16 protein-coding genes and 1 pseudogene are annotated in these 15,631 nt (G+C 70.6%); 9 read left to right on the top strand and 8 right to left on the bottom strand.

From position 1 onward, the window contains the following. Nucleotides 1–37: 37 nt before the first annotated feature. Nucleotides 38–958 (bottom strand): LysR substrate-binding domain-containing protein, encoded by a 921-nt coding sequence (locus tag ACSQ4M_RS34840; protein ID WP_436193903.1) that lies wholly within the window; start codon nucleotides 956–958, stop codon nucleotides 38–40. A 108-nt stretch (nucleotides 959–1,066) separates the two neighbouring features. Here ACSQ4M_RS34840 and ACSQ4M_RS34845 point away from each other — a divergent pair, with 108 nt between their 5' ends. Both ACSQ4M_RS34845 and ACSQ4M_RS34850 read left to right on the top strand, forming a co-directional pair. Next, complete coding sequence (locus ACSQ4M_RS34845) at nucleotides 1,067–2,029, top strand: Bug family tripartite tricarboxylate transporter substrate binding protein (protein WP_436193904.1); 963 nt, start codon at nucleotides 1,067–1,069, stop codon at nucleotides 2,027–2,029. After that, nucleotides 2,007–2,966 carry an N-formylglutamate amidohydrolase gene (locus tag ACSQ4M_RS34850; RefSeq protein WP_436193905.1) on the top strand — a complete coding sequence of 320 codons (960 nt, stop codon included), beginning with the start codon at nucleotides 2,007–2,009 and terminating at the stop codon, nucleotides 2,964–2,966. Before ACSQ4M_RS34845 ends, ACSQ4M_RS34850 begins: the two co-directional genes overlap by 23 nt. On the opposite strand, the gene ACSQ4M_RS34855 is transcribed toward ACSQ4M_RS34850, so the two are convergent. Further along, nucleotides 2,963–3,856 carry a LysR substrate-binding domain-containing protein gene (locus tag ACSQ4M_RS34855; protein WP_436194123.1) on the bottom strand — a complete coding sequence of 298 codons (894 nt, stop codon included), beginning with the start codon at nucleotides 3,854–3,856 and terminating at the stop codon, nucleotides 2,963–2,965. The two genes, ACSQ4M_RS34850 and ACSQ4M_RS34855, sit on opposite strands and share 4 nt — an antisense overlap. Before the next feature lie 105 nt (nucleotides 3,857–3,961). Between ACSQ4M_RS34855 and ACSQ4M_RS34860 the strand changes: the two genes are divergently transcribed. Genes ACSQ4M_RS34860 through ACSQ4M_RS34890 form a run of 7 tightly spaced genes read left to right on the top strand, consistent with a single transcriptional unit; the run spans nucleotide 3,962 to nucleotide 12,681 of the window. Then, nucleotides 3,962–6,079, top strand: a complete 2,118-nt coding sequence (locus ACSQ4M_RS34860; RefSeq protein ID WP_436193906.1) for a 3-hydroxyacyl-CoA dehydrogenase NAD-binding domain-containing protein — start codon at nucleotides 3,962–3,964, stop codon at nucleotides 6,077–6,079. A 29-nt stretch (nucleotides 6,080–6,108) separates the two neighbouring features. Further along, nucleotides 6,109–7,296: an acetyl-CoA C-acyltransferase gene (locus ACSQ4M_RS34865; RefSeq protein WP_436193907.1), complete on the top strand. Its 1,188-nt coding sequence runs from the start codon at nucleotides 6,109–6,111 to the stop codon at nucleotides 7,294–7,296. Between the two features lie 10 nt (nucleotides 7,297–7,306). Continuing rightward, nucleotides 7,307–8,503: an acyl-CoA dehydrogenase family protein gene (locus ACSQ4M_RS34870; RefSeq protein WP_436193908.1), complete on the top strand. Its 1,197-nt coding sequence runs from the start codon at nucleotides 7,307–7,309 to the stop codon at nucleotides 8,501–8,503. Between the two features lie 16 nt (nucleotides 8,504–8,519). Continuing rightward, complete coding sequence (locus ACSQ4M_RS34875; RefSeq protein WP_436193909.1) at nucleotides 8,520–9,659, top strand: acyl-CoA dehydrogenase family protein; 1,140 nt, start codon at nucleotides 8,520–8,522, stop codon at nucleotides 9,657–9,659. Next, nucleotides 9,656–10,453 carry an oxepin-CoA hydrolase, alternative type gene (locus ACSQ4M_RS34880; RefSeq protein WP_436193910.1) on the top strand — a complete coding sequence of 266 codons (798 nt, stop codon included), beginning with the start codon at nucleotides 9,656–9,658 and terminating at the stop codon, nucleotides 10,451–10,453. The genes ACSQ4M_RS34875 and ACSQ4M_RS34880 overlap by 4 nt, the downstream gene beginning before the upstream one ends. Before the next feature lie 35 nt (nucleotides 10,454–10,488). Continuing rightward, on the top strand, nucleotides 10,489–11,652 hold the full coding sequence (locus ACSQ4M_RS34885) for a CaiB/BaiF CoA transferase family protein (protein ID WP_436193911.1): 1,164 nt from the start codon (nucleotides 10,489–10,491) through the stop codon (nucleotides 11,650–11,652). Nucleotides 11,653–11,685: 33 nt separating this feature from the next. After that, on the top strand, nucleotides 11,686–12,681 hold the full coding sequence (locus ACSQ4M_RS34890; RefSeq protein ID WP_436193912.1) for a Bug family tripartite tricarboxylate transporter substrate binding protein: 996 nt from the start codon (nucleotides 11,686–11,688) through the stop codon (nucleotides 12,679–12,681). Between the two features lie 15 nt (nucleotides 12,682–12,696). Here the strand turns inward: ACSQ4M_RS34890 and ACSQ4M_RS34895 are convergent, their stop codons facing one another. The 6 genes and pseudogenes from ACSQ4M_RS34895 to ACSQ4M_RS34920 all read right to left on the bottom strand — a co-directional run bounded on the left by ACSQ4M_RS34895 (nucleotide 12,697) and on the right by ACSQ4M_RS34920 (nucleotide 15,587). Next, nucleotides 12,697–13,101 carry a hypothetical protein gene (locus ACSQ4M_RS34895; protein WP_436193913.1) on the bottom strand — a complete coding sequence of 135 codons (405 nt, stop codon included), beginning with the start codon at nucleotides 13,099–13,101 and terminating at the stop codon, nucleotides 12,697–12,699. Nucleotides 13,102–13,191: 90 nt separating this feature from the next. Then, nucleotides 13,192–13,476: a DUF3253 domain-containing protein gene (locus ACSQ4M_RS34900; protein WP_436193914.1), complete on the bottom strand. Its 285-nt coding sequence runs from the start codon at nucleotides 13,474–13,476 to the stop codon at nucleotides 13,192–13,194. Beyond that, nucleotides 13,473–14,231, bottom strand: a complete 759-nt coding sequence (locus ACSQ4M_RS34905; protein ID WP_436194124.1) for a DUF72 domain-containing protein — start codon at nucleotides 14,229–14,231, stop codon at nucleotides 13,473–13,475. The genes ACSQ4M_RS34900 and ACSQ4M_RS34905 overlap by 4 nt, the downstream gene beginning before the upstream one ends. Then, nucleotides 14,228–14,791, bottom strand: coding sequence for a DNA-3-methyladenine glycosylase (locus tag ACSQ4M_RS34910; RefSeq protein WP_436193915.1), 564 nt, complete (start codon nucleotides 14,789–14,791; stop codon nucleotides 14,228–14,230). The genes ACSQ4M_RS34905 and ACSQ4M_RS34910 overlap by 4 nt, the downstream gene beginning before the upstream one ends. Nucleotides 14,792–14,942: 151 nt before the next feature. Further along, nucleotides 14,943–15,167: pseudogene (locus ACSQ4M_RS34915) on the bottom strand (tripartite tricarboxylate transporter substrate-binding protein); the annotation flags it as partial. Nucleotides 15,168–15,233: 66 nt separating this feature from the next. After that, on the bottom strand, nucleotides 15,234–15,587 hold the full coding sequence (locus tag ACSQ4M_RS34920; RefSeq protein ID WP_436193916.1) for a hypothetical protein: 354 nt from the start codon (nucleotides 15,585–15,587) through the stop codon (nucleotides 15,234–15,236). Nucleotides 15,588–15,631: the final 44 nt, after the last annotated feature.

Here is a 15,631-nt window from a genome sequence, read left to right on the forward strand (position 1 = left end):
TTGCCAAGGCGGCCTTCGCGTTGACGACGCCTTCCGCCTAGGACGGCGCGCCCGCAGGCTCCGCCTCCGCCTGCGTCAGCAGCCATTCGCGAAAGCCCACCAGCTTGCCCAGTTGGGCGCGCGCCTGCGGGTAGCACAGCCAGTAGCCGAGGTCGCAGACATAGCCGCCGGCCTGGCCCAGGGGCTCCTCGACGCTGCCCGCGTCGATCTCGTCCTGCACCAGGCAGCGCGGCACCAGGGCCACCCCCATGCCGGCCATGACGGCGCGCACCATGGTCTGGAACTGGTCGAACTGCGGACCGGCCAGCGCGTCGATGCCGGCAACGCCGTGCGCACCGCACCAGTCCTGCCAGGCGGTGGGCACGCTCACATGGCGCAGCCGCGTGCAGCGCCCCACATCCCGGGCCATGCGGACCTCGGCTTCGCCCAGCCCGCGCCGCGGCGCGATCAGGGCCACGTCGCGCCCGGCCAGGTAATGGCTGCGCGCGCCGGGCCAGTGCCCGTCACCGAACAGGATGGAGCAATCCAGCGCCGGATCGGCGAAGTCGTAGCCCTGGACATAGGGCACGAACTGCAGCGTGATCTGCGGCTGCTGGCGGCGCAGCTGCGGCAGCCGCGGGATCAGCCACTTGGCCAGCAGCGTCGGCAGCACCGACAGGTGCAGTGCGCCACCACCCTCGCTGTCGGTGATCAGCTCCAGCGTGGCCTCCTCCAGCCGCGCCAGCAGGCCGGTCACCACCTTCTCGTAGCGTTCGCCGGCCGGTGTCAGGACCAGGCGTTTGCGGCTGCGCTCGAACAGGTCCACGCCGATCCAGCGCTCCAGCTCCTGCACCTGCTTGCTCACGGCGCTCTGCGTCAGGTGCAGCGCCTCGGCCGCGCGCGAGATGCCGCCGAAGCGCACCACCGTGCCGAAGGTACGCAGCAGGTGCAAGGGGGGGTGCAGGCGGCGCAGGGACATGTTCCCACTCCATAAAACATTCCTAATTGGAATGATTTTAGGCACAGCAGTTGCTCAAACCAGGTCCTCCTCCACCGATACTTCCTCTTGAAAAGGATAGCTTTCACCATGCAACGCCGTACCGTCTTGTCTGCCCTGGCCACAGCAACTGTCGCACCTGGAATGTCCTTCGCACAGTCCAAACCGCTGCGCATCATCGTTCCGTTCCCGCCCGGCGGTGCCACCGACATCACCGGCCGCTCGCTGCAGGAGCCGCTGCAGCGTCTGCTCGGCGTGCCCGTGGTGATCGAGAACCGCGGCGGCGCCGGCGGCTCCATCGGCATGGCCGAAGTGGCGCGCGCACCGGCCGATGGCCTCACCGTGGGCGTGGCCACGCTGTCCACGCACGGGGTGAACCCGGCCGTGTTCAACAAGCTTCCCTACGACCCGGTGGCCGGCTTCGTCGGCGTGACCGAGATCGTCAAGGCGCCCGGCGTCATCGTCATCAACCCGGCCGTACTGCCGATCAAGGATTGCGCCGACCTGGTGCGCTACCTGAAGGCCAACCCGGGCAAGGTGTCCTACGCCACACCGGGCAACGGCACCATCGGCCACATGTGGGGCGAGCTGTTCAAGAGCAGCACGGGCACCAGCATGGTGCACATCCCCTACCGCGGTGCGGGCCCGGCCATCAACGACGTGCTGGGCGGCCAGGTCGCGGTGTACTTCGACCAGGTGGCCTCCTCGCTGCCGCACGTGAAGGCCGGCAAGCTCAAGGCGCTGGCCGTGTCCTGGCCCCAGCGGCTGGCGGTGCTGCCCGAGGTGCCCACCTACGCCGAACTGGGCTACCCGCAGGCCAACGAACCCTCGTGGTTCGGCCTGGTGGCGCCGGCCGGCACGCCGGCCGACGCGGTGGTCCGCATCCAGCGCGCCGTGGCCACGGCGGTGCAGGAACCCGATGTGCGCGACCGCCTGGCCGGCCAGGGCCTGTACCCCTCCGGCAGCACGCCGGCCGAGTTCTCGCAGCAGATCGTGCGCGAGATCGAGAAGATGAAAAAGGTCGCTGCCTATGCACGCATCAAGCTCGACTGACACGCCGCGGGGCGGCTCCTCGCCGGTGCTGATTCTGATCCACGGCCGGCACCAGGGCCAGGCCGCAGAGGGCGCCGATGGCGCGGAAAGCGCCACCATGCTGACCCGCATCCCCGGCCGCACACCGGTGGTGCTGGACTCGCCGCACAGCGGCACGGTCTACCCGGCCGACTTCGGCGCAGCGCTGCCGCTGGCCACGCTGCGCCAGGCCGAGGACACGCACGTGGAGAAGCTCTACGCCTTCGCGCCGGCGCTGGGCGTGGGCTGGGTGGAGGCGCATTTCCCACGCAGCTACCTGGACGCCAACCGCGACACCACCGAGCTGGACACCGGCCTGCTCGACGCCCCCTGGCCGCACCCTGTCACCACCGACCCGGTGGTGCTGCAGAAGGTGCGGCTGGGCAAGGGCCTGGTCTGGAAGTGCACCGACGACGGCCAGCCCATCTACGACCGCGCGCTCAGCGTGGGCGAGGTCGAGGCCCGCATCGCGCGCTGCTGGCAGCCCTACCACGCCGCCGTTGCGGCCGAGGTGGACGCCGCCCACGCGCGCCACGGCTACTGCATCCACATCAACTGCCACTCGATGCCCGCCGTGGCCGCCAGCCACGCCACGCTGCATCCGGGCCTGCACCACGCGGACTTCGTGGTCGGCGACCGCGACGGCAGCACCGCCAGCCCGGCGCTGTCGCGCCGGATCTGCGAGTTCCTGCGCGCGCGTGGCTACAGCGTGGACTACAACCACCCGTACAAGGGCGTGGAACTGGTGCGCCGCCACGGCGCGCCGGCCCGGCAGTGCCACAGCATCCAGGTGGAGATCAACCGCAAGCTCTACATGGACGAGCGCACGCTGGCGCTCGACCCGCAGGGCAGCGCGCGGCTGCAGGCCGACCTGCGGGCCCTGGTCGAGCAACTGCTGGCGACCGACCCGCGCGGCTAGCCCGCGTCCCGCGACCGCTGCAACACGTACTCGATGAAGGTCGCCATCGCCCGCGTGTGGTGCCGGTTCGGCATGTACAACAGGTGCATGCGCGTGCCGAAGATCGACAGCCGCCAGGCGTCCAGCGCCGTCACCACGGTGCCGGCCTGCACCAGGTCGCGCACCGTGTAGTCGGGCACCAGGCCCACGCCCAGGCCGGCCAGCACGGCGTCGCGCAGGAACATGAAGTTCTCCGAGATCAGCGTGGGCTCGATCAGCACCTCGTGCCGCTCCTCGCCCTGGTACGCGGCCAGGCGCAGCTGCTTGCCGATCACGGCGGCCGTCAGCAGCGGCGTGTGCTGCAGATCCTCCAGCCGCTGCGGCAGGCCGGCCTGCGCGGCGTAGTCGCGCGAGGCGCAGGCTACGAAGCGCACCGGCCCCAGGTCGCGCGCCACCAGGTTCTGCGGCGGCTCGGACAGCACGCGCACGGCCACGTCGACCTCGTCGCGCATGAGGTCTTCCACGCGGTTCTCGAACAGCACGTCGAGCACGATGGCCGGGTATTGGCGCTTGAACTCCAGCAGCCAGGGCGACATGGCCAGCTGCCCATAGCCACTGGGCACCGACAGGCGCACGCGGCCGCTCAAGTCCTGCCCCAGCGTGGCGATGGATTCGCGCGCGGCCAGCAATTCGTTCTGGATCACGCGGCCATGTTCGTAGAGCTTCAGGCCGATCTCGGTGGCTTCCAGCCGGCGCGTGGTACGGCGGATCAGCTGCTGGCCGATGGCGCGCTCGACCTGGTTCAGGTGGTAGCTCACGTTGGCGCGGCTCATCTTCATGCGGCGCGCGGCCTCGGCCAGGTTGCCGGCGTCCAGGATCTGGACCAGCAGGGTCAGGGACTGGACATCCAGGCTCATTGTTCAAATCGGCTTGACGGTGTGTTTGAAGTCTATGCCATTGTCAAACCGGAATCGCGAACCAACAATGCCCGCTCCCCAACGCTCAGAGACAACGCCATGGCAAACACGCCGGACGAACAAGTGGTGCGCACCCAGCTGCACGGCAAGGTGCTGCTGGTCACCGTGGACAACCCGCCCGTCAACGCGCTGGGTGCCGCCGTGCGGCGCGGCCTGCAAGAGGCCATGGAGCGTGCCGAGACCGACGCCGCCGTGGCCGCCGTGCTGATCGTGGGCGCTGGCAAGAGCTTCATCGCGGGCGCCGACATCCGCGAGTTCGGCCTGCCGCCGCAACCGCCGCTGCTGACCGATGTCTGCAAGCGCATCGAGGCGTCGAAGAAACCCGTCGTCGCCGCCATCCACGGCGCCGCGCTGGGCGGCGGGCTGGAAGTGGCCATCGCCGCGCACTACCGCATCGCCGTGGCCAACGCCAAGCTGGGCCTGCCCGAAGTGCTGCTGGGCCTGTTGCCCGGCGCCGGCGGCACGCAACGCGCGCCGCGCCTGGTGGGCGCCGCCGCCGCACTCGACATCATGCTGACGGGCCGCCATGTGGGCGCTGCCGAAGCGCTCCAGCTCGGCCTCATCGACCGGCTGGCCCGGAGCGACGACACGCTGGCCGAGGGCCTGGCCTATGCGCAGGAACTGCTGGCATCCAACGCCGGCCCGCGCCGTTCGCGCGATGCAGCGGGCCTGGCGGACGTGGAGGCCAGCCGGGCCGCCATCGCCGCCGCGCGCGCAGAACAAGGCAAGAAGGCCAGGAACCTCTTCTCGCCGCACCGCATCGTCGACGCCGTGGAAGCCGCACTCGACAAGCCCTTCGACGACGCCCTCAAGTTCGAGCGCACGCTGTTCATGCAGTGCCTGGAAAGCCCGCAGCGCGCTGGCCTGATCCACGCCTTCTTCTCCGAACGCGACGTGGCCAAGGTGCCCGAGGCCGCAGCCGCCGAGCCGCGTGCGCTCAAGAGCATCGGCGTCGTCGGCGGCGGCACCATGGGCGCCGGCATCGCCGTGGCCGCGCTCGACGCCGGCCTGCCCGTGACCATGGTGGAGCGCGACGACGCCTCCATCGCGCGTGGCCGCGCCAACGTCGAGAAGGTCTACGACGGCCTGGTCGCCAAGGGCCGCATGACCGCTGAAGCCAAGGCCAAGGTCATGGCGCGCTACACCGGTTCGACCGACTACGCCGCCTTCGCCGAGGTGGACATGGTCATCGAGGCCGTGTTCGAAGACATCGAGGTCAAGAAGTCCGTGTTCCAGGAACTCGACCGCGTCTGCAAGGCCGGCGCCGTGCTGGCCACCAACACCTCCTACCTGGACATCGACGCCATCGCGGCCAGCATCGCCCGGCCGCAGGACGTGATCGGCCTGCACTTCTTCTCGCCGGCCAACATCATGAAGCTGCTGGAGATCGTGGTGCCCGCCAAGGTCAGCGCCGACGTGGTGGCCACGGCCTTCGCGCTGGCCAAGAAGCTCAGGAAGGTGCCGGTGCGCGCCGGCGTCTGCGACGGCTTCATCGGCAACCGCATCCTGGCCGTGTACCGCCAGGCCGCCGACCACATGATGGAAGACGGCGCCAGCCCCTACGCCATCGATGCAGCGGTGCGCAACTTCGGCTACCCCATGGGCCCGTTCCAGGTGTCGGACCTGGCCGGTGGCGACATCGGCTGGGCCACGCGCAAGCGCAAGTCGGCCACGCGCGACCCGAACGCGCGCTACGTGCAGGTGGCCGACCGCATCTGCGAACGCGGCTGGTTCGGCCAGAAGACCGGCCGCGGCTGGTACCAGTACCCGCAGGGCGCACGCACGGGCGTGGAAGACCCCGAAGTGCTGGCCATCGTCGACGCCGAACGCCAGCGCGCCGGCATCACGCCACGCGCCTTCACGGAAGAAGAAATCATGCGCCGCTACATGGCTGCGATGGTGAACGAGGGCGCCAAGGTCGTGGCCGAGGGCATCGCGCTGCGCCCGCTCGACGTGGACGTCACCTTCCTCTACGGCTACGGCTTCCCGCGCTTCCGCGGTGGCCCCATGGCCTATGCCGACCAGGTCGGCTTGCCGAAGATCCTGGACGATATCCAGACCTTCGCCAAGGAAGACCCGCTGTTCTGGCAGCCCGCACCGCTGCTGGTGCAGCTCGTCGCCGAAGGCCGCAATTTCGCGAGCCTCAACAAGTCCTGATTTCCACACCACCACCGGAGACATCCCCCATGCGCGAAGCCGTCATCGTTTCTACCGCCCGCACGCCGCTGACCAAGTCGCACCGCGGCGAATTCAACATCACGCCCGGCCCCACGCTGGCGGCCTTCGCCGTGCGCGCCGCCGTCGAGCGCTCGGGCCTGGACCCGGCCCTGATCGAGGACGTGATCATGGGCACCGGCTACCCCGAGGGCACCACGGGCCGCAACATCGGCCGCCAGGTCGCGCTGCGCGCCGGCCTGCCGCTGGAAGTGGCCGGCCTCACGGTCAGCCGCTTCTGCGCGTCTGGCCTGCAGGCCATCGCGAGCGCCGCCGGTGCCATCGCGGCCGGCGCCCCCGCCATCGTGGCCGGCGGTGTGGAAAGCATCTCGCAGATCCGCACGCGCAGCGCCACCGACGCGGGCGATTCGGGCATGGACCCCTGGCTGGTCGAGCACAAGCCGGCCCTGTACATGGCCATGATCGAGACGGCCGACATCGTGGCCGCGCGCTACGGCATCAGCCGCGAGGCACAGGACCGCTTTTCGGCCGAAAGCCAGCGCCGCACCGAGGTCGCGCAGAAGACCGGCGTCTACGACGACGAGATCGTGCCCTGCACCACCACCATGGCGGTCACCGACAAGGAGACCAAGGCGGTCACGCACCGCGAGGTGACGGCCACCATGGACAACTGCAACCGCCCCGGCACCACGTACGAGGCCCTGGCCAAGCTGGCGCCCGTGCGTGCGCCCGACCAGTTCATCACCGCCGGCAACGCCTCGCAACTGTCCGACGGCGCCTCCGCCTGCGTGGTGGTCGAGGCCAAGGAAGCCGAGCGCCTGGGCTTGAAGCCGCTGGGTGCCTTCCGCGGCTTCGCCGTGGCCGGCTGCGAGCCCGACGAGATGGGCATCGGCCCGGTCTACGCCATCCCCAAGCTGCTCAAGCGCCACGGCCTCACGGTGGACGACATCGACCTGTGGGAACTCAACGAAGCCTTCGCCTCCCAGGCCATCTACTGCCAGCAGCAGCTCGGCATCCCGCACGAGAAGCTCAACGTGAACGGTGGCGCCATCTCCATCGGCCACCCCTTCGGCATGACGGGTGCGCGCCTGGCCGGCCACGTGCTGCTGGAAGGCCGCCGCCGCAAGGCCAAGTACGCCGTCGTGTCGATGTGCATCGCCGGTGGCATGGGCGCCGCCGGCCTCTTCGAAATTTACTGAGCACCCCGCCATGGACCTGAACTTCACGCCCGAAGAGCGCGCATTCCGCGACGACGTGCGCAGCTTCCTTGCTGACAAGCTGCCCAAACGCATCTCCGACAAGGTCAAGGCCGGCCAGCGCCTGACCAAGGCCGACCAGGAGGAGTGGCACGCCATCCTGCAATCGCGGGGCTGGCTGGCCTACCACTGGCCCAAGCAGTACGGCGGCCCCGGCTTCACGGCGGTCGAGAAGTTCATCTTCGACACCGAGTGCTGCCTGGCCGGCGGCCCGCGCATCGTGCCCTTCGGCGTGAGCATGCTGGGCCCGGTGCTGATCAAGTACGGCAGCCAGGCGCACAAGGACTACTACCTGCCGCGCATCCTGTCGGGCGAGGACTGGTGGTGCCAGGGCTATTCCGAACCCGGCGCGGGCTCGGACCTGGCTTCGGTCAAGACCACGGCCGTGCGCCAGGGCGACCACTACATCGTCAACGGCCAGAAGACCTGGACCACCCAGGGCCAGCATGCCGACATGATCTTCAGCCTGGTGCGCACCGACCGCGAGGCCAAGGCCCAGTCGGGCATCAGCTTCCTGCTCATGGACATGAAGGCGCCCGGCGTGGAGCTGCGCCCGATCCGTACGCTGGACGGCGACCGCGAGGTCAACGAGGTGTTCTTCACCGACGTGAAGGTGCCCGTGGAGAACCTGGTCGGCGAGGAGAACAAGGGCTGGACCTACGCCAAGTACCTGCTGACCTACGAACGCACCGGCATCGCCGGCGTGGGCTATTGCATCGCCACGATGGAAAAGCTCAAGCTCATCGCTGCCAAGGTGCTCAAGAACGGCAAGCCGCTGGACCAGGACCCGCTGTTCGCCGCGCGCATGGCGCGGGTGGAGATCGACCTGGAGAACATGAAGACCACCAACCTGCGCGTGCTGTCGGCCACGGCCCACGGCGCCGTGCCGGGTGCGGAAAGCTCCATGCTCAAGATCCGCGGCACCGAGGTGCGCCAGGAGATGCTCTCGCTGATCCGCCGCGCGATGGGCCCGTATGCCGCGCCCTACATCGAGGCCGCGCAGTACGAGGGCTACAGCGACGAGCCGCTCGGCCCGGACGCCGCCGCCACGGCCGCGGCCAGCTACTTCAACTACCGCAAGCTGTCGATCTTCGGCGGCTCCAACGAGATCCAGAAGAACATCATCTCCAAGATGATCCTGGGCCTGTGAGCAGGGGAGCGACACCATGAACTTCACACACACCGAAGACCGCCGCATGCTGGCGGACTCGCTGGACCGCTACCTGGCCGAGCAGTACGGCTTCGTCGAGCGCGACCACATCGCCTGGAGCGCGCAAGGCACGAGCGACAAGCACTGGAACCAGCTGGCCGAGATCGGCGCGCTGGGCGCACTCTTCCCCGAATCCGTGGGCGGCTTCGGCGGCGGCGGCTTCGACGTGGCCGTGGTCTTCGAGAGCCTGGGCAAGGGCCTCGTGGTCGAGCCCTTCCTGGGTGCGCTCGTGGTCGGCCGCGCCATCGCGCAGGCCGGTAACGCCGCGCAACAGGAGCGCATCGCCGGCCTCGTGGACGGCAGCACCGTGGCGGCGCTCGCGCACGATGAACCCGGCAGCCACTACGAGCCCACGCTGGTCGCCACGCGCGCCGAGAAGAACGCCAACGGCTGGGTGCTCAAGGGCGCCAAGGCCGTGGTGCAGCAAGGCCAGCGCGCCGGGCTGCTGCTGGTCTCGGCGCGCACCTCTGGCGCCGTGGGCGATGAACAAGGCATCTCGCTGTTCCTGGTGCCCGGCGACGCCGAGGGCATCGCCCGGCGTGACTACCCCAAGATCGACGGCGGCCGCGCGGCCGAAGTCACGCTGCAGAACGTGCAGGTCGGTGCCGACGCGCTGCTGGGCACCGAGGGCGCCGGCGCGGCCGTGCTGGAACACGCCACGGGCTGGGGCCTGCTGGCCCTGGCCGCCGAATCGCTGGGCGCGATGGAAGTGGCCAAGCGCGACACGCTGGAGTACCTGCGCACGCGCAAGCAGTTCGGCGTGCCCATCGGCAGCTTCCAGGCCCTGCAGCACCGCATGGCCGACCTGCTGATCGAGGTCGAGCAGGCACGCTCGGCCGTCATCAACGCCGCCGCCGCCATCGACGGCGACGACCGCATCGCGCGCGAGCGTGCGCTGTCGGCCGCCAAGTTCAGCGTGGGCAAGATCGGCACGCGCGTGGCCGAGGAAGCCATCCAGCTGCACGGCGGCATCGGCATGACCTGGGAACTGCCGCTGGCGCACTACGCCAAGCGGCTCGTGATGATCGACCACCAGCTCGGCGACGAGGACTTCCACCTGGAGCGCTACATCGCGCTGGGCCGGGAGGCCGCATGACGACCGACGCATTGCTCACGCGCCGCGAAGGCGCCGTGCTCGTTCTGGTCAACAACAACCCGGCCGCGCGCAACGCACTGTCGGCCGAGTTCTACACGGCCGCGACCCAGGCCCTGGCTGACGCGGAGAACGACCCCACCATCGGCGCCGTGGTGCTGACCGGCGCGGGCAACTTCTTCTGCGCCGGCGGCAACCTGAACCAGCTCATCACGCGCCGCGACATGGCTCCGCACGAGCGCCGCGAGCGGCTGGAGCTGCTGCACGGCTTCGTCCGCCGGCTGCGCGACAGTTCCAAGCCCGTGATCGCGGCCGTCGAAGGCGGCGCGGCCGGCGCCGGCCTGTCGGTGGCGCTGGCCTGCGACCTGCTCGTGTCCTCGCGCACGGCCTTCTTCAGCGCCACCTACATCAAGGTCGGCCTCACGCCCGACGGCGGGCTGACCTCCTTCCTCGCCGAGTTCGTCTCGCGCCAGCTGCTGACCGAGCTGTGCCTGACGGGCGAGCGCGTCACGGCCGAACGCCTGCATGCGCTGGGCGCCGTCAACCGCCTGGTCGATGCGGGCCAGGCCGAGGCCGCTGCCATCGCGCTCGGCGCGCAGCTGGCAGAAGGCCCGGCCCGCGCCAGCGCGCGCATCAAGGCGCTGTGCCGCGGCGCGCACGCGCGCACGCTGGACGAACAGCTGGAGCTGGAAGCCGCCTCCATGGTCGAGAGCCAGGGCGACGACGAAGCGCAGGAGGGCATCGGCGCCTTCCTTGGCAAGCGCAAAGCGGACTTCGCCGCGCTGCGCCGACGCTGACAATCGCGCATCCACAACGAACGGAGACTGTTCCCATGACCGCTACCTCCCCTGGACTGCCGCTGGCCGGCGTGCGCGTGCTCGATTTCTCGCGCGTGCTGGCCGGGCCGCTGTGCGCCCAGGTGCTCGGCGATTTCGGCGCCGACGTCGTCAAGATCGAGCATCCCCAGCGTGGCGACGACACGCGCGACTGGGGCATCCGCGTGGGCAAGACCGAGACCACCTACTTCAACAGCATGAACCGCAACAAGCGGTCCATTGCGCTGGACCTGGGCACGCCCGAAGGCCAGGACATGGCGCGCCAGCTGGTGGCCAAGGCCGACGTGCTGGTGCAGAACTTCAAGACCGGCGGCATGGAGAAGATGGGCCTGGGCTACGAGCAGCTGCGCGCCATCAACCCGCGGCTCATCTACTGCTCGGTGACCGGCTACAACCGTGGTGGCCCCGAGGCCAAGCGCCCGGGCTACGACCTCGTGATCCAGGGCCAGGCCGGCATCATGGCCATGAACGGGGAGGAAGGCCAGGGGCCGCTCAAGTTCGGCATCGCCGCGGTCGACCTCATGACCGGAATGGCCAGTGCCCAGGCCGTGCTGGCCGCGCTCTACCAACGCGAGAAGACCGGCACCGGCCGCCATGTGGAGATGGCGCTGTACGACTGCGGGCTCATGATCACGGCCTACAGCGGCCTGGAGGCGCTGCACCTGGGCGAGGACCCGCCCAAGTACGGCAACGCGCACCCGTCCATCGTGCCTTACGGCGTGTTCGACGCGGCCGACGGCCCGGTCATCATCAGCGTGGGCAACAACGCGCAGTTCGAGCGCCTGTGCATCGACGCGCTGCAGCGGCCCGACCTGGCCGCCGACGAACGTTTCAAGACCAATCTGGGCCGCGGCCAGAACCGCGCCACCCTGCTGCCCGAGCTCTACAAGGAGATCGGCAGCCGCAAGCGCGACCAGTTGATCGCCGCCATGAGCAAGGCCGGCATCCCCTGCGGCGAGGTGCTGGGCCTGCACCAGGCGCTGACCTCGCAGCGCACCCAGGAAGGCGGGCTGGTCACCGAGCATCCCCATCCCGTGGCCGGCAGCACCCAGGTGCTGGCCCCGCCCTACCGCATCGACGGCGAGCGCCTGCCCGTGCGCCTGCCGCCGCCGCAGCTCGGCGCCGACCGCGACACCGTGCTGCGCGACTGGCTCGGCTGATTCCATCCTTTTGTCTGTGACCCGTTTTTCCGCATGACCGATCTGCAACGTCCCACCCTCACCCGCCGCAGCCTCACGGCCCTGGCCCTCGGCACCGCGCTGGCACCACTGGCCGGCCGGGCCCAGGGCTTTCCGAGCAAGCTCATCACGCTGTACGTGCCCTTCCCGCCCGGCGGGCCGACCGACACGGCCTCGCGCATCGTGGGCCAGAAGCTGGGCGAGATCTTGAAGCAGACCGTCATCGTGGAAAACCGGCCCGGTGCCTCGGGCTCCATCGCCGCCGCGGCCGTGGCGCGCATGCCAGCCGACGGCCACAGCCTCATGATGCTGGCCACGCCTACGCTGCTGGCGCCGCACCTGTACCCGGCGGTCAAGTTCGACATCAACAAGGACTTCACGGCCGTGGGCACGACCTACGACCTGCCCATCGTGGTGGTGGTGAACCCGACGCAGCTGCCCGACGTGCGCACGCTGCCCGAACTCATCGCCAAGGCCAAGACCAGCAAGCCGACGCTGAACTACACGAGCTCGGGCCAGGGCAGCTTCGGCCACCTGACCATGGAGCTGCTCAAGATCCAGGGCGGCTTCGACATGACGCACGTGCCCTACAAGGGCGGCGTGCCGGCCATCACCGACACCCTGGGCGGCCAGGTGCCCGTGATGTACGCCGACATGGTCGCCGCGCTGCCGCACATCCAGGCCGGCAAGCTGCGCGCCATCGCGGTGGGTTCGCCGCAGCGCGTGCCCTTCCTACCCGACGTGAAGACGGTGGCCGAACAAGGTTTCCCGGGCTTCTCGGCCGTGTCCTGGGGCGGCCTGCTGGCCCCGGCCGGCACACCCGCGGCCGTGGTCAAGACGCTCAACGATGCGCTCAAGCAGGCCCTGGCCGACCCCGTGGTGCAGGACAAGCTCAAGACCGCCGGCACCTTCGCGGCGTGGCAGTCGCCGGCCGACACGGCCGCGCGCATCCGCAGCGACGACCTGCAGTGGGGCAAGCTCATCAAGGACAAGGGCATCGCCGGCAGCTGAGCCGACGGCATGCGCTCAGCGCATGCGGCGCAGCCGCTCGATCTCTGCCCGGCCCAGTGAGGTGATGTCGACGACGATGGCGCGGTCGCCTTCGCCGCGGCCGTCGTCGTAGGTCACGGCCGCCTCCACCATGCCCTGCTTGCGCAGCACGTCGACGAGGCGCACCGCGCCGCCTGACACCGGCAGCGGAAACAGCGCCTGGGCGAGGCCGACCAGGTAGTCGCTGTCGGATGGTTCGCGCGCGGCGGCAGGCTTCCCGTCGGCCTCCGCCAGCCGGGCGCACACCCAGGCACTGCCGCCCCGCGCGCGCAGCTGCTCCGCCTCGGCCTGCGAGAGTTCCAGCTGCACGGCCACCATCTTTTCCGGCTGTGGCGGCACAGCGACCGGCGTGGCAGCTCGGACATCGACATTCGGTTCCATGGGCTTCTCCGTGGTGTGCGTGGTCGGCCCGGCGGGCCATCTCCGCGCCAAGCTAGTGGACGCGTACACCGGCACGGCGGCTGCGGGGCGTCACCGCCGCGGGCCGTCAGCGGCCATGCCGTGCGCAGGTGGCAGGCCCAGACGGATCGGGCCACCCAGCGCCGTCGCGTCCACCGGCACACCGCCGCGCGTCACGCGCAGCCGCCCCGCTTGCACCAGCTGCTGCGCCACCCCACGCACCTGCGGCATCAGGCCGCGCCAGCGCGCGCCCTCCGGCTCCAGCATGCGCGCCACCTCGGACGGGCAGACCGTTGCACCGGGCCTGCGGTCGGCGAGCAGGCCGAAGATGCAGCGCTCGACCGCGGCGTCCGTCATGGCCCGCCCGCCAGGGCCTGCAGGCGCAGCGCATCGGACGCCGCAGCGCCCGATGCCGTGTTGTCGAAGATGCACCAGCACTCGGCGCCGGCCGGCCAGCGCGCCAGTTCGGCCGCACGGGCCTGCAGCCAGTCGTCGCCATAGGCCGACCAGTAGGTGCGCGGCGATCCGTGCCAACGGTGGTAGAGCACGGCGCCCGCGCCATCGCCCGCTGGCCCCAGCCAGCCGCCGGGCACGGCGGCCGCCGGCCAGCGCGCCGGATCGGCCGCAACCCGGCCGATGTGCCAGCGCACCAGCGCGCGGTCGGCCGCAGCCTCGAACCAGCTCGCGTGGCGCGGCTCGCAGACGACCGCGCCGTCGAACAGGCGCGCCAGCAGGCGAAAGAACGTGCCCACGGGCCGGGCCTCGAAGGCCAGCGAGGGCGGCAGCTGCACCAGCAGCACGCCCAGCCGGTCGCCCAGGCCCGCGACCTCGGCGAGGAAGCGCTCCAGCGGCGCCCGCGCGGCGCGCAGCCGCCCTTCGTGCGTGATGGCACGCGGCAGCTTCACGGCGAAGCGAAAGCCCGGCGGCGTCTGCGCGGCCCAGCGCGCATAGACCTCGGGCCGGTGGCTGCGGTAGAAGGAGGTGTTGATCTCCGCGCAGCCCAGCACCCGGGCGTAGCGGGCCAGGTGGCTGCCCTCGCCGGCGAAGCGCTCGGCCACCGCGCGCGGGATGCTCCAGCCCGCCGTGCCGATGCGCAGCGTCTGCGGGTTCATGGGAAGCGCCGGCTCACGAAGCGCGAGCCCTGCAGCCCGAAACGCCAGGGCATCTCCTGCGCCTTGGAGATGCCGATGCGCGGACCGACGACCACTTCGACCAACTGCGGCGCAGGCCGCAGTGCGAAAGGCGCCCGGTCCAGCGGCAGGCCGTCGTGCGCGCGCGTGATGCCCAGCGCCTGCCCCACACGGCCGGGGCCGGCGCACAGCAGCAGGTCGGCCACCGGCCCGCGGCGCGCACGCATGCGCTCCAAGCCTTCGGTGGGCTCGAGCGCGCGGACCAGCACCCCGGCGCCATGGCCGGCCTCGCGGCAGACCAGGTTCAGGCACCAATGGATGCCATAGGAACGGTACACGTAGGCATGGCCGGGCGGGCCGAACATGCTGGCGTTGCGCGGATCGGGCCCGCGGTGGCTGTGCGATGCCGGGTCCTCCGCGTCGTAGGCCTCGGTCTCCACGATGCGGCCGCCGACACCGTCGACGAGCAGCACCGCGCCGATCAGGGCGCGGGCGAGATCGACGGACGAGCCCTGGAAGTCGAGCGCGGCAGCGGCTGGCATGGCCGCATGCTACGCAGGGTCCACCGGTGCGCGCGTCGGCCACCGCCGTGCACGCGCGTCGCCGCGCGTCGGCGACGTACTCGGCCTTGATGTTGTTGTCCTTGACCACCTTGGCCCAGCGCACGGTCTCCACCTGCATCCACTCGGCCATCTGCTGGCGCGTCATGTCCGAGGGCTCCGAGCCCAGTTCGGCCAACCGCTTGGCCACGTCGGGCCGCGCCACGATCTGCTGGACCGTGGCCTGCAGCCTGTCCAGCACCGCGGGCGGCGTGCCGGCCGGCGCCAGCAGGCCCTGCCAGGAGCCGGTCACGAAGTCCGGGATCTGCGATGCGGCGCCCGCGCGCGAGGCCATGAGGCAGCACCTGCGCAGCGGCATCGCACGGCTGTTCCCGCGGCAGGGCTGAAGGCGCGCGCTCGCCTCAGCCAGCACGGCCCCTGCGGCTCACGGCGCCCCGATGCCGTCCGGATCGGGATCGGACGACAGGGGGCCGGAGGCGCGCCAGTCCTGTGCCTGCGCAGCGGCCGGGCGGGCCGGCGCGGCCCCGGCCCAACGGCGCAGGCCATCGCGGCCCGAAGCGGCGCGGAACAGCAAGGCCCCGGCCAGCATGGCGTGCAGCACGGCACCCAGCCGGCTCTGCGCACGCAGGGCGCACAGCGCGAATGCGCCGGCGCCGAGCAGCGTGGCCGCATGCTCCTGCGGTGCGCTCTCGCGCGCGTCGTCGTAGTCGATGATGTCGCGCACCTGCTGCTTCAGGCCCGATGCCTGGCCGGTGCGGTGGTCGAACGTGTCGTGCATGGCTGATCTCCAAGGTCGCCACCACTGTGAACGGGACAAGAATC

It is taken from the genome of Pseudorhodoferax sp. LjRoot39, from assembly GCF_964253035.1.
Taxonomy (GTDB): Bacteria; Pseudomonadota; Gammaproteobacteria; order Burkholderiales; family Burkholderiaceae_C; genus Pseudorhodoferax.

What these genes read in the sequence shown, in the direction of transcription:
- ACSQ4M_RS34840 (WP_436193903.1), bottom strand. Translation starts at nt 958, where the DNA reads ATGTCCCTGCGCCGCCTGCACCCCCCCTTGCACCTGCTGCGTACCTTC.
- ACSQ4M_RS34845 (WP_436193904.1), top strand. Translation starts at nt 1,067, where the DNA reads ATGCAACGCCGTACCGTCTTGTCTGCCCTGGCCACAGCAACTGTCGCA.
- ACSQ4M_RS34850 (WP_436193905.1), top strand. Translation starts at nt 2,007, where the DNA reads ATGCACGCATCAAGCTCGACTGACACGCCGCGGGGCGGCTCCTCGCCG.
- ACSQ4M_RS34860 (WP_436193906.1), top strand. Translation starts at nt 3,962, where the DNA reads ATGGCAAACACGCCGGACGAACAAGTGGTGCGCACCCAGCTGCACGGC.
- ACSQ4M_RS34865 (WP_436193907.1), top strand. Translation starts at nt 6,109, where the DNA reads ATGCGCGAAGCCGTCATCGTTTCTACCGCCCGCACGCCGCTGACCAAG.
- ACSQ4M_RS34870 (WP_436193908.1), top strand. Translation starts at nt 7,307, where the DNA reads ATGGACCTGAACTTCACGCCCGAAGAGCGCGCATTCCGCGACGACGTG.
- ACSQ4M_RS34875 (WP_436193909.1), top strand. Translation starts at nt 8,520, where the DNA reads ATGAACTTCACACACACCGAAGACCGCCGCATGCTGGCGGACTCGCTG.
- ACSQ4M_RS34880 (WP_436193910.1), top strand. Translation starts at nt 9,656, where the DNA reads ATGACGACCGACGCATTGCTCACGCGCCGCGAAGGCGCCGTGCTCGTT.
- ACSQ4M_RS34885 (WP_436193911.1), top strand. Translation starts at nt 10,489, where the DNA reads ATGACCGCTACCTCCCCTGGACTGCCGCTGGCCGGCGTGCGCGTGCTC.
- ACSQ4M_RS34890 (WP_436193912.1), top strand. Translation starts at nt 11,686, where the DNA reads ATGACCGATCTGCAACGTCCCACCCTCACCCGCCGCAGCCTCACGGCC.
- ACSQ4M_RS34895 (WP_436193913.1), bottom strand. Translation starts at nt 13,101, where the DNA reads ATGGAACCGAATGTCGATGTCCGAGCTGCCACGCCGGTCGCTGTGCCG.
- ACSQ4M_RS34900 (WP_436193914.1), bottom strand. Translation starts at nt 13,476, where the DNA reads ATGACGGACGCCGCGGTCGAGCGCTGCATCTTCGGCCTGCTCGCCGAC.
- ACSQ4M_RS34905 (WP_436194124.1), bottom strand. Translation starts at nt 14,231, where the DNA reads ATGAACCCGCAGACGCTGCGCATCGGCACGGCGGGCTGGAGCATCCCG.
- ACSQ4M_RS34910 (WP_436193915.1), bottom strand. Translation starts at nt 14,791, where the DNA reads ATGCCAGCCGCTGCCGCGCTCGACTTCCAGGGCTCGTCCGTCGATCTC.
- ACSQ4M_RS34920 (WP_436193916.1), bottom strand. Translation starts at nt 15,587, where the DNA reads ATGCACGACACGTTCGACCACCGCACCGGCCAGGCATCGGGCCTGAAG.